Source organism: Sphingomonas changnyeongensis, from assembly GCF_009913435.1.
Taxonomy (GTDB): domain Bacteria; phylum Pseudomonadota; class Alphaproteobacteria; order Sphingomonadales; family Sphingomonadaceae; genus Sphingomonas_B; species Sphingomonas_B changnyeongensis.
The window spans coordinates 2,433,256-2,454,187 of the sequence record NZ_CP047895.1; the positions used below are offsets into that span (position 1 = coordinate 2,433,256).

Annotated in this window: 21 protein-coding genes; 14 read left to right on the forward strand and 7 right to left on the reverse strand. The window is 67.1% G+C overall.

Annotation, left to right across the window (positions count from 1 at the left end; translation table 11 throughout):
* Position 1: 1 nt before the first annotated feature.
* The gene (locus GVO57_RS11975; protein WP_160593327.1) at positions 2 to 604 is read left to right on the forward strand and encodes an ABC-type transport auxiliary lipoprotein family protein; all 603 of its coding nucleotides are present in this window, start codon (positions 2 to 4) and stop codon (positions 602 to 604) included.
* A 41-nt stretch (positions 605 to 645) separates the two neighbouring features.
* Here the strand turns inward: GVO57_RS11975 and pepN are convergent, their stop codons facing one another.
* Positions 646 to 3,234, reverse strand: coding sequence for an aminopeptidase N (gene pepN / locus GVO57_RS11980; protein WP_160593328.1), 2,589 nt, complete (start codon positions 3,232 to 3,234; stop codon positions 646 to 648).
* Between the two features lie 52 nt (positions 3,235 to 3,286).
* On the opposite strand from pepN, the gene GVO57_RS11985 reads away from it, so the two are divergent.
* The 7 genes from GVO57_RS11985 (at position 3,287) to GVO57_RS12015 (ending at position 10,704) form a co-directional block, all read left to right on the forward strand.
* A complete protein-coding gene (locus tag GVO57_RS11985; RefSeq protein WP_160593329.1) occupies positions 3,287 to 4,198 on the forward strand; it encodes a hydrogen peroxide-inducible genes activator in 912 nt (303 codons plus the stop codon).
* A gap of 104 nt (positions 4,199 to 4,302) precedes the next feature.
* Positions 4,303 to 6,003 carry an ATP-binding cassette domain-containing protein gene (locus tag GVO57_RS11990; RefSeq protein ID WP_160593330.1) on the forward strand — a complete coding sequence of 567 codons (1,701 nt, stop codon included), beginning with the start codon at positions 4,303 to 4,305 and terminating at the stop codon, positions 6,001 to 6,003.
* The gene (locus tag GVO57_RS11995; protein WP_160593331.1) at positions 6,003 to 7,067 is read left to right on the forward strand and encodes an efflux RND transporter periplasmic adaptor subunit; all 1,065 of its coding nucleotides are present in this window, start codon (positions 6,003 to 6,005) and stop codon (positions 7,065 to 7,067) included. The genes GVO57_RS11990 and GVO57_RS11995 overlap by 1 nt, the downstream gene beginning before the upstream one ends.
* The gene (locus GVO57_RS12000; protein WP_233281368.1) at positions 7,054 to 8,535 is read left to right on the forward strand and encodes a TolC family protein; all 1,482 of its coding nucleotides are present in this window, start codon (positions 7,054 to 7,056) and stop codon (positions 8,533 to 8,535) included. The genes GVO57_RS11995 and GVO57_RS12000 overlap by 14 nt, the downstream gene beginning before the upstream one ends.
* A 171-nt stretch (positions 8,536 to 8,706) precedes the next feature.
* A complete protein-coding gene (locus GVO57_RS12005; protein WP_160593995.1) occupies positions 8,707 to 9,921 on the forward strand; it encodes an acetyl-CoA C-acetyltransferase in 1,215 nt (404 codons plus the stop codon).
* A gap of 99 nt (positions 9,922 to 10,020) precedes the next feature.
* Positions 10,021 to 10,230 (forward strand): hypothetical protein, encoded by a 210-nt coding sequence (locus GVO57_RS12010; protein ID WP_160593332.1) that lies wholly within the window; start codon positions 10,021 to 10,023, stop codon positions 10,228 to 10,230.
* Between the two features lie 276 nt (positions 10,231 to 10,506).
* Positions 10,507 to 10,704, forward strand: coding sequence for a hypothetical protein (locus GVO57_RS12015; RefSeq protein WP_160593333.1), 198 nt, complete (start codon positions 10,507 to 10,509; stop codon positions 10,702 to 10,704).
* Positions 10,705 to 11,063: 359 nt separating this feature from the next.
* Here the strand turns inward: GVO57_RS12015 and ahcY are convergent, their stop codons facing one another.
* The 3 genes from ahcY to GVO57_RS12030 all read right to left on the reverse strand — a co-directional run bounded on the left by ahcY (position 11,064) and on the right by GVO57_RS12030 (position 13,897).
* Positions 11,064 to 12,470 carry an adenosylhomocysteinase gene (gene ahcY, locus GVO57_RS12020; protein WP_160593334.1) on the reverse strand — a complete coding sequence of 469 codons (1,407 nt, stop codon included), beginning with the start codon at positions 12,468 to 12,470 and terminating at the stop codon, positions 11,064 to 11,066.
* 263 nt (positions 12,471 to 12,733) lie between these two features.
* Positions 12,734 to 13,237: a hypothetical protein gene (locus GVO57_RS12025; protein ID WP_160593335.1), complete on the reverse strand. Its 504-nt coding sequence runs from the start codon at positions 13,235 to 13,237 to the stop codon at positions 12,734 to 12,736.
* Between the two features lie 90 nt (positions 13,238 to 13,327).
* Positions 13,328 to 13,897: a GNAT family N-acetyltransferase gene (locus tag GVO57_RS12030; RefSeq protein WP_160593337.1), complete on the reverse strand. Its 570-nt coding sequence runs from the start codon at positions 13,895 to 13,897 to the stop codon at positions 13,328 to 13,330.
* Between the two features lie 95 nt (positions 13,898 to 13,992).
* Between GVO57_RS12030 and rpiB the strand changes: the two genes are divergently transcribed.
* The 5 genes from rpiB to GVO57_RS12055 all read left to right on the forward strand — a co-directional run bounded on the left by rpiB (position 13,993) and on the right by GVO57_RS12055 (position 17,298).
* Positions 13,993 to 14,466 (forward strand): ribose 5-phosphate isomerase B, encoded by a 474-nt coding sequence (gene rpiB, locus GVO57_RS12035; RefSeq protein WP_160593338.1) that lies wholly within the window; start codon positions 13,993 to 13,995, stop codon positions 14,464 to 14,466.
* Complete coding sequence (glyA, locus tag GVO57_RS12040) at positions 14,463 to 15,776, forward strand: serine hydroxymethyltransferase (RefSeq protein ID WP_160593340.1); 1,314 nt, start codon at positions 14,463 to 14,465, stop codon at positions 15,774 to 15,776. Before rpiB ends, glyA begins: the two co-directional genes overlap by 4 nt.
* The gene (gene nrdR, locus GVO57_RS12045; RefSeq protein ID WP_160593342.1) at positions 15,776 to 16,240 is read left to right on the forward strand and encodes a transcriptional regulator NrdR; all 465 of its coding nucleotides are present in this window, start codon (positions 15,776 to 15,778) and stop codon (positions 16,238 to 16,240) included. Before glyA ends, nrdR begins: the two co-directional genes overlap by 1 nt.
* Positions 16,237 to 16,962: an RNA methyltransferase gene (locus tag GVO57_RS12050; protein ID WP_160593343.1), complete on the forward strand. Its 726-nt coding sequence runs from the start codon at positions 16,237 to 16,239 to the stop codon at positions 16,960 to 16,962. Before nrdR ends, GVO57_RS12050 begins: the two co-directional genes overlap by 4 nt.
* Before the next feature lie 63 nt (positions 16,963 to 17,025).
* Positions 17,026 to 17,298 (forward strand): hypothetical protein, encoded by a 273-nt coding sequence (locus GVO57_RS12055; protein WP_160593345.1) that lies wholly within the window; start codon positions 17,026 to 17,028, stop codon positions 17,296 to 17,298.
* Here the strand turns inward: GVO57_RS12055 and GVO57_RS12060 are convergent.
* On the reverse strand, positions 17,295 to 17,666 hold the full coding sequence (locus GVO57_RS12060; protein ID WP_160593347.1) for a chorismate mutase: 372 nt from the start codon (positions 17,664 to 17,666) through the stop codon (positions 17,295 to 17,297). The two genes, GVO57_RS12055 and GVO57_RS12060, sit on opposite strands and share 4 nt — an antisense overlap.
* A 402-nt stretch (positions 17,667 to 18,068) precedes the next feature.
* Here GVO57_RS12060 and rpsD point away from each other — a divergent pair, with 402 nt between their 5' ends.
* On the forward strand, positions 18,069 to 18,683 hold the full coding sequence (rpsD, locus tag GVO57_RS12065) for a 30S ribosomal protein S4 (protein WP_160593349.1): 615 nt from the start codon (positions 18,069 to 18,071) through the stop codon (positions 18,681 to 18,683).
* 78 nt (positions 18,684 to 18,761) lie between these two features.
* Here rpsD and GVO57_RS12070 read toward each other — a convergent pair whose 3' ends face one another.
* Both GVO57_RS12070 and GVO57_RS15105 read right to left on the reverse strand, forming a co-directional pair.
* A complete protein-coding gene (locus GVO57_RS12070; RefSeq protein WP_233281577.1) occupies positions 18,762 to 19,799 on the reverse strand; it encodes an alpha/beta hydrolase family protein in 1,038 nt (345 codons plus the stop codon).
* 23 nt (positions 19,800 to 19,822) lie between these two features.
* Positions 19,823 to 20,734, reverse strand: a complete 912-nt coding sequence (locus GVO57_RS15105; RefSeq protein WP_233281369.1) for a hypothetical protein — start codon at positions 20,732 to 20,734, stop codon at positions 19,823 to 19,825.
* Positions 20,735 to 20,932: the final 198 nt, after the last annotated feature.

Consider the following 20,932-nt stretch of genomic DNA (forward strand, 5'->3'; position numbering starts at 1 on the left):
CATGACCGCCACGCGCCCGCTTTTCGCCCTCGCCCTGTTCGCAGGCCTTGCCGGCTGCATCAGCCTGGGCGAGGAGCCGCCCGCGCGGCTGCTGACCCTGGCTGCGACCGACAGCGCCCCCGCCGGTCCGGGCGGGCCGGTCGCGCCGGGCACGGCGATCACCATCATGATGCCGCTGGTGCCCGCCAAGCTCCAGACCACGCGCGTGCCGGTGCAGGCCAGCGCGACCGAGATCGCCTATGTCAAGGACGCGCACTGGGTGGAGCCGCCCAACCGGCTGTTCCGCCGCCTGCTGGGCGAGGTGATCGCCGCGCGCACCGGGCGGGCGGTGCTCGACCCGCGCCAGTTCGCCGCCGATCCCGGTCTGCGCCTGGGCGGTCAGCTGAGCGAGTTCGGCGTCGATGGCGAAGGCCGCGCGGCGGTCGTGCAGTTCGATGCCGAGGCGATGGGACCGGCGGGGCTGCGCACCCGCCGCTTCATCGCGCGCATGCCGCTGGCGCGGATCGACGGCCAGAGCGTCGGCCCGGCGCTCAACCGCGCCGCCAACGATCTGGCCGGGCAGGTCGCCGACTGGCTGAAGGACGATCCCCCCACCCGGCCCTGAACGCGCATCGCTGAGCCGGACCGGTCAGCCGCACAGGCTGGTCAGGCGAGGCTTTTGCTCACCTGTTCGAACACGTCGCGCGACAGGCCGGGCACGGCGAGGATGCGGTTCAGCTCGGCGGTCATCAGCGTCGCCCGGTCGGGATCGAACCGCCGCCAGCGGCCGAATGGCGGCACCATGCGCGCGGCGGTCTGCGGGTTGATCGGATCGAGCGCCAGGATCATGTCAGCGACAAAGCGATAGCCCTGCCCATCGGCCTGGTGAAAGGCACGCTGATTGGCGGCGAACGCCCCGATCAGCGCCCGCACGCGGTTGGGATTGGCGAGCGTGAAATCCGGATGCGCGGCGAGCGCGATCACCGCCCGGAGCGTATCGGGCCGCGTCGACAGCGCCTGGGTGGAAAACCATTTGTCGATGACCAGCGCATCGCCGCGATAGCGGTCGTAAAACGCCGCCAGCGCCCGTGGCCGTTCCGCCGCATCGCTGCTCGCCAGCGCCGCGAGCGCCCCCTGCCGGTCGGTCATGTTGTCGGCAGCCTCGAACTGCGCCCAGGCGCGCGCCGCCGCATCCGCCGCACCCGCCGCGAACATATAGCTGAGCGCGATCGTCCTCAGCCGCCGCCCGCCCTTGGCCGCCGGTGTGAGTTCATAAGCCCCGGCCTTCAGCCGGTCGTGCAGCCCGCGCCAGTCATCGACCAGCGCGCCGCCGATCGCCGCGCGCAGCCGCTCGCGCGCGGCATGCACGGCCTCCGGGTCGATCGCGGGCAGATGATCGCCGACAAAGGCCTCGCTCGGCGGCAGCACGGCTTCGGCGACAAAGGCCGGATCGCGCGCCGCATCGCCCAGCACGTCGCGCATCGCGGCAATCACCGGGGCGTGATCGATGCGCCCTTGCAGATCGGCAAGGATCGTATCGAGCATCAGCTGCTGCAGCGCCTCATACCGCGCGAACGGATCATCATCATGCGCCGACAGCAGCGCCAGATCGGCGGCCGGGCGCGTCGTCTCGACGATCACCGGCGCGGAAAAGCCGCGGTTGATCGACAGCACCGGCCGCTCGGCCAGCCCCTCGAACGGGATTTCGGCCGCCGCATCCTCAAGCACGATCAGCCGTTCCTCGCCCAGCCGCCGGCCGGTTTCCGCCCCGAACAGCGCCACCCTGAGCGGAATGGGCATGGGCTGCTTGACCGGCTGGCCCGGCGTGGCGGCCAGGCTCTGCGTCAGGCGCAGCGTCGCCGCCGTGCCGTGATGGTCGAGCGTCGCGGTCACGCGCGGCGTGCCGGCCTGGCTGTACCACAGGCGGAAGCGCGACAGGTCGGCCTCCCCGCCCTCTTCGATCGCGCGGACGAAATCCTCGCACGTCACCGCCTGTCCGTCATGGCGGTCGAAATACAGGTCGCAGCCGCGCCGGAACCGGTCCCAGCCCAGCATGGTCGCCATCATGCGAATGAGCTCGGCACCCTTGTTGTAGACGGTCGCCGTGTAGAAGTTGGAGATTTCGATATAGCTGTCGGGCCGCACCGGATGGGCAAGCGGCCCGCCATCCTCGGGAAACTGGGCGGCGCGCAGCAGCCGGACATCCTCGATCCGCTTGACCGCCGCCGACCCCTGGTCGGCGGAGAATTGCTGGTCGCGAAAGACGGTGAAGCCTTCCTTGAGCGACAGCTGGAACCAGTCGCGGCAGGTGACGCGGTTGCCCGACCAATTATGGAAATATTCATGCGCGACGACACCGGCGACGGCGTCGTAATCGGCATCGGTCGCGGTTTCGGGATCGGCCAGAATATAGCGCGAGTTGAAGATGTTGAGGCCCTTATTCTCCATCGCGCCGAAGTTGAAATCGGCAACCGCCACGATGTTGAACACGCTCAGATCATATTCGCGGCCATAGACGCGTTCATCCCACGCCATCGACGCCTTGAGCGCCGCCATCGCATGGCCGGTGCGCGGCAAATCGCCCTCGCGCACCCAGATGCCCAGATCGACCCCGCGCCCCGAGCGGGTGATGAACCGGTCGCGATTGACCGCCAGATCGCCAGCCACCAGCGCGAACAGATAGCTGGGCTTGGGGAACGGGTCGCGCCACTGCGCCCAGTGGCGACCGCCCGGCAGGTCGCCGCCATTGATGCGGTCGCCATTGGCCAGCAGCACCGGATAGGTCGCCCGGTCAGCCTCCATCCGCACCGTATAGCGGCTGAGAATGTCGGGCCGGTCGGGGAAGAAGGTGATGCGCCGAAAACCTTCCGCCTCGCACTGGGTGCACAGCAGCCCGCCCGAGGCGTAAAGCCCCATCAGCTGGGTATTGGTCGCCGGGTGGATCACGCATTCGGTCTCGATCCGGTGGGCATTGCCCGGCAGGTCGATCAGGATGCGGTCGCCGTCGGTCCGCCACGTGGCGGGCACGCCATCGACGCGCAGCGAGACGAGCTTCTGCCCGCCGCCATCAAGCGCGAGCGGCATCCCCGCCCCGCTGTCCGCGCGCACCACCGACAGGGTGGCCCGCACCCAGGTCTCGTCGGCATCCAGCATGAAATCGAGCGCGACCTCGGGAACGCGCCAGGCGGGCGGCACATAATCCGCGCGGCGGATGATCGGCGGCGGGGCGGCATCGGGGCGTTGGACATCGGCCATGTCCCTGCCCTAATGCGGCACCTTCAGCGATGAAAGCCCAATCGGGGGGATCATGGCCATCCCAGGCGTCACCATCCGCCAGCTGCATTATTTCGCGGAGCTGGCCGCGGCCGGATCGTTCCGCCGCGCCGCCGACCGCATCGGGGTCAGCCAGCCCTCGCTGTCCGCGCAGATCCAGCTGCTCGAAGCGCAGCTCGGCTGCCCGCTTGTCGAACGCGGCGGCGGTGCCGCCTTCCTTACCCCCATCGGCCGCGAGATCCTCACCCGCGCCCGGACGATCCTCGCCGATGTCAGGGGCCTGTCGGACATCACCCTTGCCGATCCCGACGGACTGACCGGCACGATCCGCTTCGGCGCGTCGCCGACCACCGGCCCCTATCTGATGCCGCAGGTCGTCGCCCGGCTGCACCGCGACCATCCGGGGCTGAGGCTGCATGTGCGCGAGGGCAATCCGGACGAACTGCTGCGCGATCTGGCGATCGGCACGCATGACGTGCTGCTCGCCCAGCTGCCGATCAGCGGCGATGATTTCGTCGTCCGCACGCTGTTCCGCGAGCCGCTGATCCTGACGATGGCGACCGACGATCCGCTGACCGTGCATGACGAAATCGTGCCCGCGATGCTCGCCGGGCGCGAGCTGCTGACGCTGTCGCCGCAATATCGGCTGACCGACCAGATCCGCGCGCTCGGCGAACATGTGGGCGCGGTGGTGCTGCGCGATTATGAAGGGACCAGCCTCGATGCGGTGCGCCAGATGGCCGGCATGGGCATGGGCCTTGCCCTGCTGCCGGCGCTCTATGTCCGCTCCGAGATCCGCGACACCGACGATGTGACGACCCGGCCGCTCGCCTGGGGGCCGCTTTACCGCGATCTGGGATTGGTGTGGCGGCGCAGCGCCGGGCGCGCAACGGCCTTTCAGCGGCTTGCCGATATCGTTACCACCATCGGCGAGGTGATGACATGATAGGCTTTTCCTATCACATCGGCAATAATTTGCGATTTGATCCAATCACGCGGGATCGCTAGCTGCCGCGCGGCAGGCGACCCTTTTTCGCTTCGGGAAACATAATGGCCGCACCGACGACTGTTCGACTGAGCGACGTGATCCGCTGGGCAAGGCCCATTCTGGGTCCGGACAACCCCTATTTCTCGCTGGTGATCATCTATGGCATCGGCGTCGGGCTGCTTTCGCTCGCGATCCCGATTTCCGTCCAGCTGCTGGTCAACTCGATCGCCAATCTCGCGCTGCCGGTGCCGCTGTTCACGCTGGCGCTGGTGCTGCTGACGCTGCTGCTGATCTCGGCGCTGCTCGGCGCGCTCGCCAAATATATCATGGAGCTGTTCCGGCGACGGTTCATGGCGCGGATGGTGGCCGACATCACGCTGCGCGCCGTCCATGCCCAGAACCCGTATTTCGCCGATGAACGGCGCGACGATCTGTTCAACCGCTATTTCGACATCGTGACGATGCAGAAATCGATGCCGTCGCTGCTGATCGGCGGGTTCACGATCGTGCTGCAATCGACCGTGGGGTTCATCGTCACGGCGTTTTACCACCCGTTCTTTCTCGCCTTCAACCTGCTGTTCATCCTGGTGCTGTGGGTGATCTGGCAGCTCTGGGCGCGCGGCGCGATGACGTCGGTCGTCGAACTAAGCCACAAGAAATATGCGCTCGCCCACTGGCTTGAGAGCCTGGGCGGATCGAACGGCTTCTACAAATCGAGCCGTCACCTCGATTATGCGATGGACCAGACCGAGGCGCGCACCGCGGCCTATGTCGATGCGCATCGCCGGCATTTCCACTACGCCTTCCCGCAGACCGTGGCGCTGCTCGTCCTCTATGCGGTGGCGAGCGCCGGGCTGCTCGCGCTGGGCGGCTGGCTGGTCATCCAGAACCAGCTGTCGATCGGCCAGCTGGTCGCCGCCGAACTGATCATGTCGGGCATTTTCTACGGCGCCGCCTCGCTCGGCCCCTATCTCGACACCTTTTACGACATGGTGGCGGGGCTGGAGGAACTGTCGCTGTTCCGCGACATTCCGCAGGAGCGCATTCCCGATCGCTTCACCCAGGAACGGCCGCCCTCGGGCGCGCTCGCCTTTCGCGGCGTGCGGGTCGATCTTGGCAATACCGAGGCGCGGCTCGACCTTGAAATCACGCCGTCGAGCCGGCTGGTCGCGGCCGCGGCGCCGGGGATGGAGCGGCAGTTCTCGAGCCTGCTCAAGCATCATTTCGCGCCCATTGGCGGCATGATCACCGTGGGCGGCGCGGACATCAACGATTTCGACGTCTATCAGCTGCGCAGCGAGGTGATCGTCCTCAACCGGCCGACGATCGTGGAAAGCACGATCCGCGACTATCTGGGCCTGTCGCGCGCGCCGCGCGATCCGGTGCGCACGCTTGAGCTGCTGAAGCTGGTCGGGCTTGACCAGCGCATCGCCGAAATGCCGCAGGGCATGGACACGTTGCTGTCCTCGACCGGCTGGCCGCTGTCGATCGAGGAGACGATGCAGCTGAAGCTTGCCGGGGCGCTGCTGTCCGAGCCGCGCATCCTGGTGCTGTCGGGGCTTTACGACATGATGCCGGTCGAACGGCTGGCGCAGGTGTTCGACCATCTGCGCGACAAGCCGGTCACCCTCATCTATTTCTCGAACCGCCCGGAGCATGTGGCGCTTGACGGGTTTCTGTGGCTCGGCCGCAACGCCCAGACGATCACGACCGACCGCGCCACATTCGACGCGCTGCGGGCCGGCGCGATGGAGGACCGCTGATGCCGTTTCGCGCCGAGCATATGAGCCATTTCACCACGCTGAGCGGGATCGGTGTGCCGCGCCCGATGCGCAACCTGGCCATCATGCTGATGATCACAATCGTCGGCAGCATCATCTTCATGCTCACCGTTCCCTGGGTGCAGACCGCGCAGGGCGTGGGCACGGTGATCGCGCTTGATCCGCGCGACCGGGTGCAGAACATCACCGCGCTGGTGCCCGGCCGGGTCGAACGCTGGTTCGTCAAGGACGCACAGCTGGTCAAGAAGGGCGATCCGATCGTCCAGATCGTCGACAATGATCCGATGCTGCTCGACCGCATCCGCGCCGAACGCCGCCAGGCGGAAGCCGAGATCGCGGCCGCGCAGCAGGCGATGCGCGTCGCCCAGCTTGACGTCAACCGCATGGGCCAGCTCTACCGCGAAGGGCTGATGGCGCGGCGCGACTATGAACTCGCACAGATCAAGGTCGCCGATTATCAGGCGAAAATCGCCGAGAAACAGGCATCGATCAACGGGATCGACATCAAGCTCAACCGCCAGGCGGTGCAGATCGTGCGCGCGCCGCGCGACGGGCGGGTGATGAAGATCCTGGGCGCGGACAATGCGACGATGGTCAAGGCCGGCGAGGTGCTGGCGACCTTTGCGGTCGAGAACAGCCCGCGCGTGGTCGAGCTTTACATCGATGGCCGCGACGTGCCGCTGGTACGGCCGGGCCGGCGGGTCAGGCTGGAGTTTGAAGGCTGGCCGGCGATCCAGTTCAGCGGCTGGCCCTCGGTCGCGCAGGGCATGTTCGACGGGCGGGTGTTCGCGCTCGACGTCAATGCGTCGCCCAACGGGCTGTTCCGCGTGCTGGTCGAGGAAGCGCCCGATCGCCGCCCCTGGCCGCGCGAGCCGTTCGTCCGGCTGGGCGCCAAGGTGCGCGGCTGGGTGATGATGGATACGGTCAAGGTCGGGTTCGAGCTGTGGCGTCTGCTCAACGACTTCCCGCTGCAGTTCCAGCGTCCGGGCGACAACATCATGGACGTGGCGCGCGGCACTTCGGAAGAGGCCGATGAGGCGAAATAACGCGCAAGGCCGGATGCGGCTGTGGCTGCTGAGCGGTGCGCTGGGTGCGGTGCTGGTCGCCGGCCCGGCCCCCGCGCAGATGATCGCGCCGCTGCCACCGGTCGCCGCCGGCCCGGTCACGCCGCCGCCGGCCAGCGGGCCGCTGACGCTCGACGAGGTGCTTGAGGCGTCGCGCCAGCACCAGCCGCAGATCCTCGAGGCGCTGGCACGGGTGCGCGTCGCCGAAGGGCGGCGGCTGTCGGTCGAAGGCGCGTTCGACACGCTGTTTGCGGCCAGCGCCGACACCCGCCTGTCGGGCTTTTACGACGGCCGCTACCTGGAATCGAAGATCACCCAGCCGCTGCAGACCAATGGCGGCAATGTCTATGGCAGCTACCGCGTGTCGGGCGGGCGCTTTCCGACCTATGAGAATGAGAAGTTCACCAACGAGCTGGGCGAGTTCAAGGTCGGGGCGGTATTCGCGCTGCTGCGCGACCGGATCATCGACGAACGCCGCTTCGGCCGCACGCTGGCCGAGGGCGAGATCGAACTGGCCGATGCCGAACGGCTGATGATCGCCATCGGCGTCCAGGCGCGGGCGATCGAGGCCTATAACGCCTGGGTGGTCGCCGGGCAGCGGCTGCGCATCTTCCGCGACCTGCTGGCGCTGGCGCAGGAACGGCAGCGCGGCTTTCAGCGCGCGGTGGCCGAGGGGCTGCGGCCGCGGATCATCCTGACCGAGAATGAACAGAATATCCTGAGGCGTCAGTCCTTCGTCACCCAGGCCGAACAGGCGCTGGCGGTGGCGGCCAATAATCTGTCGCTGTTCTGGCGCAATGCCGATGGGCGGCCGATGCTGGCCGATGTCGCGCGGCTGCCCGATGCGCTGCCAGCACCCCTGCCGCTGCCGGTCGATCCGCGCTCTGGCCTGGTGCAGCGGCCCGACCTGCGCAATCTGGAGCTGCGGCTGAGCCTGGCGCGCGAGCGGCTGGCGCTTGACCGCAACCAGCTGCTGCCCCGGCTCGACGTGGCGGTCGAGGTATCACGCGATATCGGCGAGATCGGCGCGGGCGGGCGGTCGTTCGACGGCACCGAAAGCAAGCTTGGCCTGACGTTGCGCGTCCCGCTGCAGAACCGCGCGGCGCGCGGCCGGCTGATGCAGACCGAGGCGGAAATCGACGCCTTCCGCCGGCGCGGCCAGGCGCTGGGCGAACAGATCGTCGCCCAGATCGATGCGATCAGCATCGCCATCGGCGCATCGGCGCGGATCGCCGGGCTGGCGAGCGACGAGGCCGACCGGGCAAGCGCGATGGCAGCCGCCGAACGGCGGCGGTTCGACATGGGGGCGACCGACTTTTTCGTCGTCAACCTGCGCGAGGAAGCCGCCGCCGACGCACAGATCCGGCGCATCGACGCGCTGGCGCGGCAGATCCAGGCCCATGCCGACATGGCCGCCGCAACCGCCGACGCGACTGTGCTGAAGCTCTGACCGGGCCGCAGCGCCGACGCCCACTCCCCCGCCGCGCTGCCGGCACGCGCTGACCATCGCGTGCCGGACACGCGCCCGTGCCGCCGGGATTTCCCGCCCGCCGGATGTTTTGACCGGCCGCAAAATCGCTCTACAGCGGACCGGCGAAGGAAAAACACAAAGGGAGAGATGATGCGCGACGTGGTGATTTGCGAACCGGTCAGAACGGCGGTCGGCAGGTTCGGCGGGGTGTTTCGTGGCGTGGCGGCGGAGCGGCTGGGCGCGACCGTGGTGGCGGCGCTGGTCGAACGGGCGGGGCTCGCCCCCGATGCGGTCGATGATGTGCTGTTCGCGCAATGCTATCCCTCGATGGAAGCGCCCGCGCTGGGCCGGGTGGTCGCGCTCGATGCCGGGCTTGCCATCACTACCTGTGGCCTGCAGGTCGACCGGCGGTGCGGATCCGGGCTGCAGGCGATTGCCTATGCGGTGATGCAGGTCGCGATGGGTGCATCCGATCTGATCATCGCGGGCGGTGCTGAATCGATGAGCAACGCGCCCTTTTTCACGCATGACGCGCGCTGGGGCGTGAATGGCCGGGCGCTGGCGATCCAGGACGGGCTGGTGCGCGGGCGGCTGACCGCGGGCGGGCGCCATTATCCGGTGCCCGGCGGGATGCTGGAGACGGCCGAGAATCTGGCCCATGAATATGCCATTCCGCGCGCCGAACAGGATGAATATGCCGCCCGCTCCCACGCCCGCGCGGTGGCGGCGCAGGCGGACGGGCGCTTTGCCGACGAAATCGTGCCGGTTGCCGTGCGCACCAAGGCCGGGGAAACGCTGGTCACCCGCGACGAGCATCCGCGTGCCGACACCACGCCCGAGACGCTCGCTCAGCTGAAACCGGTCAGGCTGGCCGACGATCCGGGTGCGACGGTCACCGCCGGCAATGCCAGCGGCCAGAATGACGGTGCGTCGGCGGCGATCGTGACCACCCGCGACCGCGCCGAGGCGCTGGGGCTGAAGCCGCTGGCGCGCATGCGCAGCTGGGCGGTCGCCGGCGTGCCGCCGCGCACCATGGGCATCGGCCCCGTACCCGCGACCGCCAAGGCGCTGGCCGCAGCCGGGCTCGACCTGTCGCAGATCGACCTGATCGAGCTGAACGAGGCCTTTGCCGCCCAGGTGCTCGCCTGCACCCGCGAATGGGGGTTTGGCGCGGCGGATTTCGACCGGCTGAACGTCAATGGCTCGGGCATTTCGCTCGGCCATCCGGTGGGCGCGACCGGCGGGCGGATCCTCGCCACGCTGCTGCGCGAAATGGACCGGCGCGAGGCGCGCTTCGGGCTGGAAACCATGTGCATCGGCGGCGGCCAGGGCATTGCCGCGATTTTTGAGCGCGTCAACGACTGAGGATACCGGCTGCGGCACTGGCCCTATACTTTGACTGCGATCCATGTTATGAATGCAACACTTCGGGTTGAACTGTGTGCGTTTCGTTTCGGGTTCGTAATGAACAAGGGGAGTGCCGCAGCCATGTCTTTACCAGAGGATGTGACCGAAAATCCGGCCGTTCAGGCCCGGCGTTGCCGCAAACTGGCGAGCAACATGACCAACCAGTCGGATATCGATCTGCTCGAACATATGGCCGACGAATATGATCTGCAGGCCGACGCTGCCAGCGGCAGCAGCGCCCAATATTCGCAAAGACCAGAGCGCTAAGATCTCAGCCGCACTGTCGGAAAAAATCCCGCCGTCATCTCGATCGCAAGACCATCACGACCAACAGGATGGCAAGGTCTACACTCTGTCTGGTGTTCGGTTAACGGTGTTGATCATGCGTCAACTGGATCCTGGGCGACAGCCCGGCGGGCCAGCTATTTTGTCTACACAATAGGTATATATACGGAATAAATCCTCGCCCTGCCCTGACGTTAAACTGACAGGAAAGGGCCCGGAGATGCACACCGGCCGTACGGGTGGAGTTGGTCGCGAGTCATGTGGGTATCGGCGCTGCTTGACCACAGCGAAAGCCTGCGCGCACAGGCGCTGCGCTGTCGTGCGCTTGCGGCCGGGCTCAAGACCCAGGATGAAATTCAGCTGCTGATGCAGATGGCCGACGAATATGAGGCCGAAGCCGCCAATTGGGAGGCGCGCGCGTTGTCACGCAGCTCATCGGACAGCACCGAGGGCTGACCCTGTAACGCAGGTGGGCCGGTCGCCGCGGTCAGCCCCCGCCCTGCGTCGCGCTGGTATCACCCGACCCCGACAGTCTGACCGACCAGAACGTTGGGCCGGATCTTCCGGGGCGCCCGAACGAAGGAAAACCAACGCGACTGGCGCGGCCCGGGTGGCGGCAGGACCTATCGCGGCGGCGCAGCAGAGCGGCTTCCGATCCTGTGGCGTCAGCCCCTGTCCGCGCACATTGCCCGAACCGCCGGATGGATTTCCTGATCTTCCCGCACGCAACGAAAAATGCCGGACCAGCACAGGCTGGCCCGGCATTTTTGTGACCCCGGAGCTTTGCCGCTCCGGATGACGGGCAGGCCCGTCGATCAGTAGCGGTAATGATCGGGCTTGAACGGGCCTTCGGCACCGACGCCGATATAGGCGGCCTGTTCCGGGTTGAGCTTGGTCAGCTTCACACCCAGCTTTTCGAGGTGAAGCATCGCGACCTTCTCATCGAGATGCTTGGGCAGGACATAGACTTCGTTCTTGTACTTGTCGTGGTTCTTCCACAGCTCGATCTGGGCGATCGTCTGGTTGGTGAAGCTCGACGACATGACGAAGCTCGGATGGCCGGTCGCGTTGCCCAGATTGACCAGACGCCCCTTCGACAGGACGATGATCTTCTTGGCGTCCGGGAACTCGACTTCGTCAACCTGCGGCTTGATCTCGGTCCACTTCATGTTGGCGAGCGCGCCGATCTGGATCTCGCTGTCGAAATGGCCGATGTTGCAGACGATCGCCATGTTCTTCATCGCCCGCATGTGATCGAGGGTGATCACATCCTTGTTGCCGGTCGCGGTGACGAAGATGTCGGCGCGGGTCGCCGCTTCTTCCATGGTGACGACTTCATAGCCTTCCATCGCCGCCTGCAGCGCGCAGATCGGATCGATTTCGGTGACGAGCACGCGCGCGCCGCCGTTGCGCAGCGACGCGGCCGAGCCCTTGCCGACATCACCAAAGCCCGCGACCACGGCGACCTTGCCGGCCAGCATCACGTCGGTCGCGCGGCGGATCGCGTCGACCAGCGATTCCTTGCAGCCATAGAGATTGTCGAACTTCGACTTGGTGACCGAATCGTTGACGTTGATCGCCGGGAAGGGAAGCTTGCCGTTCTTGGCGAGTTCATAGAGGCGGTGGACGCCGGTGGTGGTTTCTTCCGACACGCCGCGGATGTTCTGGACGGTCTTGGTCAGATAGCCCGGACGCTCGGCCAGAAACCGCTTCAGCGTGGCGCAGAAGATTTCCTCTTCCTCGTTGGTCGGGGTGAACAGCGTCTCGCCCGCCTCGACGCGCGCGCCCCACAGCGCGAACATCGTGGCGTCGCCGCCATCGTCGAGGATCATGTTGCAGGTCGTGTCCTGGCCCCAGTCGAAGATGCGGACCACATAATCCCAATATTCCTCAAGCGTTTCGCCCTTGACGGCGAACACCGGCACGCCCGACGCGGCGATCGCGGCGGCGGCGTGATCCTGGGTGGAAAAGATGTTGCACGACGCCCAGCGCACCTGCGCCCCCAGCGCGGTCAGCGTTTCGATCAGCACCGCGGTTTGGATCGTCATGTGCAGCGAGCCGGTGATGCGCGCGCCTTTCAGCGGCTGTTCGGCGCCATATTCGGCGCGCAGCGCCATCAGGCCGGGCATTTCCGTCTCGGCGATCTCGATCTCCTTGCGGCCGAACGCGGCCAGGCTGAGATCGGCGACGACATAATCCTTGGGGTCGAGTTGAGTGGCCACGACGGTTTCTCTCCGGCAAACGAAAAAACGCGGCCGGCTGCGGAAATGCGGCCGGCCGGATGCGATCGCCCTTAGCGGCAGCACCCGCTCAAGGCAAATATAAAGATTCCTTTATATCCGCCATTCTCCCCGGATCGACAGGGCGGAGACGGCGGAAAAGAGGGTAAATGAAAACCTGCCGGCTGTCCCGACCGCGTCGCGCCGCAGTCCCACCAGCGCGCGCGGCTTAACGCCGCGACCGGGTCCTTTGCTGCGCGCGCGGCTTAACGCCGCGACGCGATGGCCAGCGGCGTGTCCGGCCCATTGCAGCGCGCGCCCGGCAGTGCCGGCTGCATGTCAGCGGCCTGAGCCAGTTCGACGAGCGCGGGCAGCGCGCCCTTCGCGCCCGCCGCCGCGCGCAGGATATTGCGCATATCGTCGCAGCCCAGCCCGGAAACGCCCGCGCCATAGCGGTTGGCGACCGTGGTGACATAGCGGTCATAGGCATCGAGCGCGCGCGCCGCGCCGACCGTGGCGGCGAAATGCTGGCGCAGTTCATCATTCACCCGCACCAGCGCCGGGCGGCTGTGCTGGACGAAGGCGTTATAATCGGAAACGAAATCCGGCGCGGCGCGGCGGCAGCGCAGCGCCTCGACCATCAGCATCGTATCCAGTTCGCGGACCTGCGCGGCACGGTAGGCGGCATCGCTCCAGCACGCTGCCTCGACAGGCGTTGCGAGCGCGGCTGCAGCGGCGAACAACGCGGCCCCTTTGGCGAGAAATGTCATCGACCGATCCTTTCGACAACCGGGACCGCAGGAGCGCGGCCCACCGCCAGACTGCGGCGGAAGGATCGGCCAGGATGTGAAAAGAAATGGTTAAACTGCGGCTGGCGACGATTGGGATCCGGCCGCCGCCGACGGGGCCGCGCGTTCGAACATCAGCACCTCATTGCCCTTATAGGGACAGGTGCCAAAGGGCCGGTAGCCGAGCGCTGCCGCCGTCGCCAGCGACGGCGCATTGGCCGGATCGATGATGCACACCGTGCGCGCAAAGCCATGCGCCGCCTCCGCCCAGCCGAGCACCGCCGTCATCGCCGCGCGCGCATGGCCATGCCCATGGGCTGCCGGGCGCAGCACCCAGCCCGCCTCGGGCGCGCTGTCGAACCGGCTGCCCAGCCCGCGCCGCCCCTCGAACAGCCCGACCTCGCCCAGCGCCGCGCCGGTGGCGCGGTCCTCGACCACCCACATGCCAAAGCCATTGGCGCGCCAATGGCCGATATAGCGCAGCAGCCGGTTCCACGTGTCTTCGGGGGCCATGGGCTGGCCGCCGAAATGGCGCACCACCACCGGATCGCGCCACAGATCAATGAGCGTTTCGGCATCTTCGCGGCGATGCGCCCTCAGCCGCAGCCGGTCGGTCAGCATCTCCGGGGCGGCATCTGGCATCAGCGTTCCGATCGGTGTGGCATTTGGGCGGCAACGACCCTAAACAGCGCGCCGACCGGAGTCATCCCGGCTCCGAGTCACCGCTGGAACCCGCCATGTTGGAACCCGCCCCGTCCGGCCCGATCGCCATTGCGTCCGACCATGCCGCCGTCGCGCTCAAGACCCTGCTTGCCGACTGGCTGCGCAGCGAAGGCCATGAGGTGATCGACCTTGGCACCGCGACCGAAGCATCGGTCGACTATCCCGATTTCGGCTATCGGCTGGCGCGGGCGATTGCCGCCGGGGATGCTGCGCGCGGGATTGCGCTGTGCGGATCGGGCATCGGCATTTCGATCGCCGTCAACCGCGAGCCGGCCTGCCGCTGCGCGCTGGTGTCGGAACCGCTGTCGGCGCGGCTGGCGCGCGAACATAATGATGCGAACGTCATCGCGCTGGGCGCGCGGCTGATCGGGCCGGACATGGCCAAGGCCTGTGTCGCGACGTTCCTGTCGACCGACTTTCTCGGCGACCGCCATGTGCGGCGCGTCAGCAAGCTGTCCACCCCCATCCTCGCCAAGGAGCCCGCATGAGCACCAATCCCGTCTCCCTTGCCCAGGTCCAGCCGGACGGTTTCTTCAGCCGCGGCCTTGCCGATGCCGACCGTGAAGTGTTTGCGGGCGTGGCTGCCGAACTGGAGCGCGAGCGTTACCAGATCGAGCTGATCGCATCGGAAAACATCGTCTCGCGCGCGGTGCTCGAAGCGCAGGGGTCGGTGTTCACCAACAAATATGCCGAGGGCTATCCCGGCAAGCGCTATTATCAGGGCTGCGCGCCGTCCGACACGGTCGAGACGCTGGCGATCGAGCGCGCCAAGCAGCTGTTCGGCTGCGGCTTTGCCAATGTCCAGCCGCATTCGGGCGCGCAGGCCAATGGCGCGGTGATGCTGGCGCTGACCAAGCCGGGCGACACGATCCTGGGGATGAGCCTCGATGCCGGCGGCCATCTGACGCACGGCGCCCGCGCCGCCCAGTCGGGCAAATGGTTCAACGCCGTGCAATATGGCGTGCGGCCCGACGATCATCTGATCGATTATGACGAGGTCGAGCGGCTGGCCAAGGAGCATCGCCCGACGCTGATCATCGCCGGCGGCTCGGCCTATCCGCGCATCATCGATTTTGCCCGCTTCCGCGCGATTGCCGACGAGGTTGGCGCGCATTTCCTGGTCGACATGGCGCATTTCTCGGGCCTGGTCGCGGGCGGCCACCACCCCTCGCCCTTCGGCCATGCCCATGTGGTGACGACGACCACGCACAAGACGCTGCGCGGCCCGCGCGGCGGCATGATCATGACCGATGACGAGGCGATCGCGAAGAAGATCAACTCGGCGGTGTTCCCCGGCCTGCAGGGCGGGCCGCTGATGCACGTCATCGCCGCCAAGGCGGTGGCATTCGGCGAGGCGCTGCGCCCCGAATATCGCGACTATATCGGCGCGGTCATTGAAAATGCCCGCGCGCTTGCCGCGCGGCTGAAGGAGCGCGGGGCCGATCTGGTCGCCGGCGGCACCGACACCCATCTGGCGCTCGTCGATCTGCGGCCGCTCGGCATCACCGGGCGCGACGCGGACGAGGCGCTGGAGCGTTCGGGCATCACCTGCAACAAGAACGGCATTCCGTTCGATCCGCTGCCCCCGGTCAAGACCAGCGGCATCCGCGTCGGCTCGCCCGCGGGCACCACGCGCGGCTTTGGCATCGCCGAGTTCCGCGCCATTGGCGACATGATCGCCGATGTGCTCGACGGGCTGCGCGCCAAGGGCGAACATGGCGACCCGGCGGTGGAGGCCGATGTCCGGGCGCGGGTGCGCGCCCTGTGCGAGCGTTTCCCCATCTATCCGGGCTTTTGATGCGCTGCCCCTATTGCGGCCATGATGCGAGCCAGGTGAAGGACAGCCGCCCCAGCGAGGATGGGGCGGCGATCCGCCGCCGCCGCCAGTGCGAAGGGTGCGGCGCGCGCTTCACCACGTTCGAGCGCATCCAGCTGCGCGAGCTGACCGTGGTGAAAAGCGAGGACCGGCGCGAGCCGTTCGACCGTGACAAGCTGGCGCGGTCGATCACCATTGCCTGCCGCAAGCGGCCGATCGAGACGGTCAGGATCGAAAGGCTGGTGTCGGGCATCCAGCGCCAGCTCGAAACCAGTGGCGAGACCGAAGTGCCGGCCAGCCTGATCGGCGCGCTGGTGATGGATGGGCTGCGCGGGCTGGACAGCGTGGCCTATATCCGTTTTGCCAGTGTTTACAAAGACTTCTCAGAGGCGAGTGACTTTCGCGAGTTTGCCGGCGCGGTGATCGAGGCGGGCGGCGCGGAATGACCCGTCCGGTGATCGTTCTGGTGCGCCCCCAGCTGGGCGAGAATATCGGCGCGGTCGCGCGCGCGATGCTGAACTTCGGCCTCACCGAGCTGCGGCTGGTCGAGCCACGCGACGGCTGGCCCAACCCCGCCGCCGGGCCATCGGCTTCAGGCGCGGACCGGGTGCTGGACGAGGCGCAGCTTTATTCCTCCACCGCCGATGCGGTCGCCGACTGCGCGCATGTCTATGCAACCACGATGATCCGGCGCGGCATGGCGAAGCCGGTCGTCACCCCGGCCGAGGCGAGCACCGAGATCCGCACCCGGCCCGGCCGGTCGGCGCTGCTGTTCGGGCCGGAACGCTCCGGGCTGGACAAGGACGATATCGCCCTTGCCCGCGCGGTGCTGACCATCCCGATCAATCCCGATTTCGGCTCGCTGAACCTCGCGCAGTCGGTCGCGGTGATCGCCTATGAATGGTCGAAGCAGGAAGCGCTCGCCATGCCGACGCTGCTCGACCTCGCCCCGCCCGCGCCGCAGGCCGAGCTGGAAGGGCTGATCGCCCATGTCGAACAGGTGCTGGAGCCGGCGGGCTATTTCTTCCCCGAAAACCGCATCAACGCGACCCGGCGCAGCCTGAGGGCGCTGCTGACCAAGCCCGGCTGGTCATCGGCCGAGGTGCAGATGATGCGCGGCATCTTCTCGGCCGTTCAGCCGCGCGTGCGGTCGACGCAGGGCGAATAGCGGCTGACCGCCCGTCAGCCGCACGCGGCGGATTCCATTGGACGACGGGTGGGGTCGTCGGGCATGATCGCCAGCGCTAACGAAAAGGGGGGCGACGATCATGACGGGCCTGACGGCGATTGCGGCAATCCTCCTTCAGGCGCAGGCCAGCCCGCCACCGCCCGCCCCACGCCCGAAAAGGAACGGATCATCTGCAAGCGCCAGGTGGAAACCGGTTCGCTGGTGCGATCGACCAAAACCTGCCTGACCGCCAAGCAGTGGCAGCGTGTGCGCGAGGAAACGCAGCGGGCCTATGACCAGATGAACCGCCGCATGTCGGGTGAACGCGGCGGCTAAAGCGGTTTCCTGTCGGAGTGCATCGGATCTGATGCCCGACGATCGAACAGCGTCAGTTCATAGGCGATCGACGCTTCGACCAGCTGTTCCCACAGCGCCCCGATCGCGTCTTGCGGGAGGCCGAAGGTTTCGGCACGGGACAGGGCGTTGCCGATCACCTGCGCCTTGCGCGCCTCGTCACGCACCATATTGCGTTCCGGCTTGATCCGGGCGGCGGCGGCCATGTAGCCGAAGCGCACGGCGAGCAGATCGATCAGGGCGCGATCCACCGCATCCACCCCGGCACGAACCTCGACCATCGTGCGGCATTGCTCCGGGGCCAGCGCGGCATCCGAATCGGCGGGGGGCCGCACAGGGTCTTCGATCATGTCTTGTTCCGGTATAGTCTTGGTCACGCCATCATGCCCGGCGGAGGGTGGACGATGCGTGCCTCACTTGCACTTATTGTGCCCGCCGTCACCCTCCCCGTGCCGCTTTTTGCCCCGAGCAATGGGGAACGGCATTATCTGCGTCTGTCCAGCAGGGGTGATCTGCCGCCGCGCAGCGCCCATCGGATCGCTGATCGCATCGCATGATGGGGGGGGGGGGCGAGAAAGACCACCCGACGGGAGACTGGCGCGCCCGGGTTGACCTTCGGCGCGCAGACCGTTAAGCGCCCGCCTTCGCGATTTGGCCCCGCATTCCGGTGAAGCGGTGGCCCTGCCCCCGGCCTTTTGGCCGGGCCAGCAGGCGGAACCGGAACCAACGTTGTCGCAGATTGGAGATATCAGATGTCGAAGCGCCACAGCGCCAAGCACAAGCTCGACCGCCGGATGGGCGAAAACATCTGGGGGCGTCCCAAGTCCCCGGTTAACAAGCGTGAATATGGCCCGGGCCAGCATGGCCAGCGCCGCAAGGGCAAGATGTCGGATTACGGCCTGCAGCTGCGCGCCAAGCAGAAGCTTAAGGGCTATTATGGCGACGTCACCGAAAAGCAGTTCAAGAAGGCCTATGAGGAAGCGTCGCGCATGAAGGGCGACACCTCGCAGAACCTGATCGGTCTGCTCGAGCAGCGCCTCGACATGATCGTCTATCGCGCCAAGTTCGCGCCGACCGTGTGGTCGGCCCGCCAGCTGGTCAGCCACGGCCATGTCCGCGTCAATGGCGTCAAGTGCAACATCGCGTCGCGCCGCGTCCGTCCGGGCGACATCGTGTCGCTGGGCGACAAGGCCAAGCAGATGACGCTGGTGATGGAAGCGCAGAGCTTGGCCGAGCGCGAAATCCCCGATTACGTCGCGCCCGACGGCAATGACAAGGTGACCTTCACCCGCGTGCCCACGCTGGATGAAGTGCCCTATCCGGTGAAGATGGAACCGAATCTGGTGGTCGAGTTCTACAGCCGCTGATCCGGCTGTTCCGACACACAGAAAAAAGGGCGGTCCGTGCGGGCCGCCCTTTTTTATTCTGACCGATGCGCGCTCCGGTCAGCGTGGCGGCGGGGCCTTGAACGCCGCGCGGATGAACGCCTCGCTCCGCGTCAGCATATCGGCGCGCACCGCCCCGTCCGCCAGCGCATGGGCAAGGCCCGGATAGAGATGGAGTTCGGCCGGACGCCCCTTGTCCTTCAGCGCATCGGCCATCATCCGCGACTGGACGACATCGACATTCTGGTCGAGCGTCCCGTGGAACAGCTGGACCGGAACGGTGATCGCGCCGGCATTGCGATAGGGCGATCCCTGGTCGACATGCGGCCCCGAGCCGATTTCGAACCGCGCCAGCCGCGCCGCCGTCGAGCGCGCATATTGCGCCTTGAGCGTTGCGAAATCGGTGACGGGGGCGACGGCAACGATCGCCTTGAACAGGCCGGGTGCGACGACGCCGGACTGAAGCGCTGCATAGCCGCCATAGGACCAGCCGAAAATCGCCAGCCGGTCGGGATCGGCAATTCCTTCTGCCACCAGCCAGCGGCCGCTGTCGACAACATCGCCGATCGCGGTGCGCCACGATTTGAAGCCGTTTTCCCGCAGCCAGGCATCGCCATAGCCGGCCGAGCCGCGATAATTGGGCTGCAGCACGGCAAAGCCCTGATGGACGAAATACTGTGCCAGCCAGTCGAACCCCCATTCGTCACGCGCGCTCGGCCCGCCATGGGGCATGACCAGGGCGGGCAGCCCCTTGCCGGTCGATCCAACCGGCAGCGTCAGATAGGCGGGAACCCGCGTGCCATCGCCCGCCGTGACGAAGACATGGCGGACATTCGCCAGCTTCTTGTCGGCAAGCCCCGGATAGAGCCGGAGCAGCGGCTGCAGCTTCTTGGCCCCGCGGTCGAGCAGGAACAGCGTGCCGGGATCGACGTCGGACGATGCCGTGACCAGCAGCCGCTGTTCATCGTCGCTCGCGCCGGCAAAGCCGATCGCTGGTTCACCGGGCAGCGCATGCGAAAGCGAATCACGCAACCGGGAAAGCCCGGCATCGAAATACTGGGCGGCAGTGACATCGGTCGTATAGGTGACACCGACCACGCGGCGCTTGCGGCCGATGCGGATCAGATCACCGACATCGACCTCGGGATGGGCGAAGACAAGCTCTTCGCGGTTCGACCCGTCGAGCGCGCGGGCAAACAGCGCGATCCGCCCGTCCTTGCGCCGATAGCCATAGGCGCGATCGAGATCGGGGTCGACGGCGACAGGATTGAAGCCGTCACCGCTCCGGCTGTCATAGTCGCCCAGCGCCTGCCATTCCCCACCCGTCTTCCGCCGATAGCGATAGCTGGTGATGCCGGTCGCGACATAATCACCGGTGAAACGGGTCGCGCCGGTGATGCGCAACTGCCCGCGCCCGTCGGTGATGAACCTGCCGATCTCGACCGTCGCGGGGTCAGCGACCGCGATTTGAGCGTCCGCGTATCGACCAGACCAAGGCTGTAGCCCTCGGCCGTGCGCTTGACGATCGTGCCCGGGCTGTTGTCCGGAACGTGCCAGCGCACCATCAGCACCGACCCGTCTGTACCGGGCGCGAAATCGACTATCTCACCGCCAAAGCCGCTGAAATAGGCGGCGTTGCCCGACGGTCGTTCCGAAATCACCTTGAGATTGCCGCCGTCGGCATCGAGCGCGATCCAGCGCGTCGCCCCGACCACATAGCCCGCCGCCTCGGTCAGTGCCGCGATCCGGCAGGCAAGCCGCGTCGCCGCGATCCAGTGACACTGCTCGATCAGTTCGGGCTGGCCGGTCGCCGAGATCAGCCGGACCGGGGTGGCGGCACCAGCCAGATCGACGACGAACAGTGTGTTGCCGCCCCCTGGGCGGGGACCAAGGTAGGACAGGCGCAGCCCGTCGGGCGACAGATCGGCCGCCGAATAGGCGGGCAGAGCGCCAAAGGCCTGGGCCGGTGTCTGTGCGCCGCCATCCGCGACATAAGCGGCGGCGGTTCCGCCCGTCAGCAGCAGAGCAGCCATCGTCAAGACCGCCCGACCAGATGCCCGGCGGCAAACCATCCTCGTCACACCCTGCTCTCCCCTCGCTCAGGCGGCGGACCGCGCGCGGCGCACCGGACAGGGTGCCCCGCACACACGGGTCATTCCCGCCTTTCCCCACATGCGACACCACCCTATATCGGCGGCGATTCCCTTCCCAAGCGCCGACAGCATCCGATC

What these genes read in the sequence shown, in the direction of transcription:
- GVO57_RS12055 (WP_160593345.1), top strand. Translation starts at nt 17,026, where the DNA reads ATGATCGCCAGCGCTAACGAAAAGGGGGGCGACGATCATGACGGGCCT.
- GVO57_RS15105 (WP_233281369.1), bottom strand. Translation starts at nt 20,734, where the DNA reads ATGGCTGCTCTGCTGCTGACGGGCGGAACCGCCGCCGCTTATGTCGCG.
- GVO57_RS12010 (WP_160593332.1), top strand. Translation starts at nt 10,021, where the DNA reads ATGAACAAGGGGAGTGCCGCAGCCATGTCTTTACCAGAGGATGTGACC.
- GVO57_RS12015 (WP_160593333.1), top strand. Translation starts at nt 10,507, where the DNA reads ATGTGGGTATCGGCGCTGCTTGACCACAGCGAAAGCCTGCGCGCACAG.
- GVO57_RS11975 (WP_160593327.1), top strand. Translation starts at nt 2, where the DNA reads ATGACCGCCACGCGCCCGCTTTTCGCCCTCGCCCTGTTCGCAGGCCTT.
- GVO57_RS12005 (WP_160593995.1), top strand. Translation starts at nt 8,707, where the DNA reads ATGCGCGACGTGGTGATTTGCGAACCGGTCAGAACGGCGGTCGGCAGG.
- GVO57_RS11995 (WP_160593331.1), top strand. Translation starts at nt 6,003, where the DNA reads ATGCCGTTTCGCGCCGAGCATATGAGCCATTTCACCACGCTGAGCGGG.
- pepN (WP_160593328.1), bottom strand. Translation starts at nt 3,234, where the DNA reads ATGGCCGATGTCCAACGCCCCGATGCCGCCCCGCCGCCGATCATCCGC.
- nrdR (WP_160593342.1), top strand. Translation starts at nt 15,776, where the DNA reads ATGCGCTGCCCCTATTGCGGCCATGATGCGAGCCAGGTGAAGGACAGC.
- GVO57_RS11990 (WP_160593330.1), top strand. Translation starts at nt 4,303, where the DNA reads ATGGCCGCACCGACGACTGTTCGACTGAGCGACGTGATCCGCTGGGCA.
- GVO57_RS12050 (WP_160593343.1), top strand. Translation starts at nt 16,237, where the DNA reads ATGACCCGTCCGGTGATCGTTCTGGTGCGCCCCCAGCTGGGCGAGAAT.
- GVO57_RS12030 (WP_160593337.1), bottom strand. Translation starts at nt 13,897, where the DNA reads ATGCCAGATGCCGCCCCGGAGATGCTGACCGACCGGCTGCGGCTGAGG.
- rpsD (WP_160593349.1), top strand. Translation starts at nt 18,069, where the DNA reads ATGTCGAAGCGCCACAGCGCCAAGCACAAGCTCGACCGCCGGATGGGC.
- GVO57_RS12060 (WP_160593347.1), bottom strand. Translation starts at nt 17,666, where the DNA reads ATGATCGAAGACCCTGTGCGGCCCCCCGCCGATTCGGATGCCGCGCTG.
- glyA (WP_160593340.1), top strand. Translation starts at nt 14,463, where the DNA reads ATGAGCACCAATCCCGTCTCCCTTGCCCAGGTCCAGCCGGACGGTTTC.
- rpiB (WP_160593338.1), top strand. Translation starts at nt 13,993, where the DNA reads ATGTTGGAACCCGCCCCGTCCGGCCCGATCGCCATTGCGTCCGACCAT.
- GVO57_RS11985 (WP_160593329.1), top strand. Translation starts at nt 3,287, where the DNA reads ATGGCCATCCCAGGCGTCACCATCCGCCAGCTGCATTATTTCGCGGAG.
- GVO57_RS12000 (WP_233281368.1), top strand. Translation starts at nt 7,054, where the DNA reads ATGAGGCGAAATAACGCGCAAGGCCGGATGCGGCTGTGGCTGCTGAGC.
- GVO57_RS12025 (WP_160593335.1), bottom strand. Translation starts at nt 13,237, where the DNA reads ATGACATTTCTCGCCAAAGGGGCCGCGTTGTTCGCCGCTGCAGCCGCG.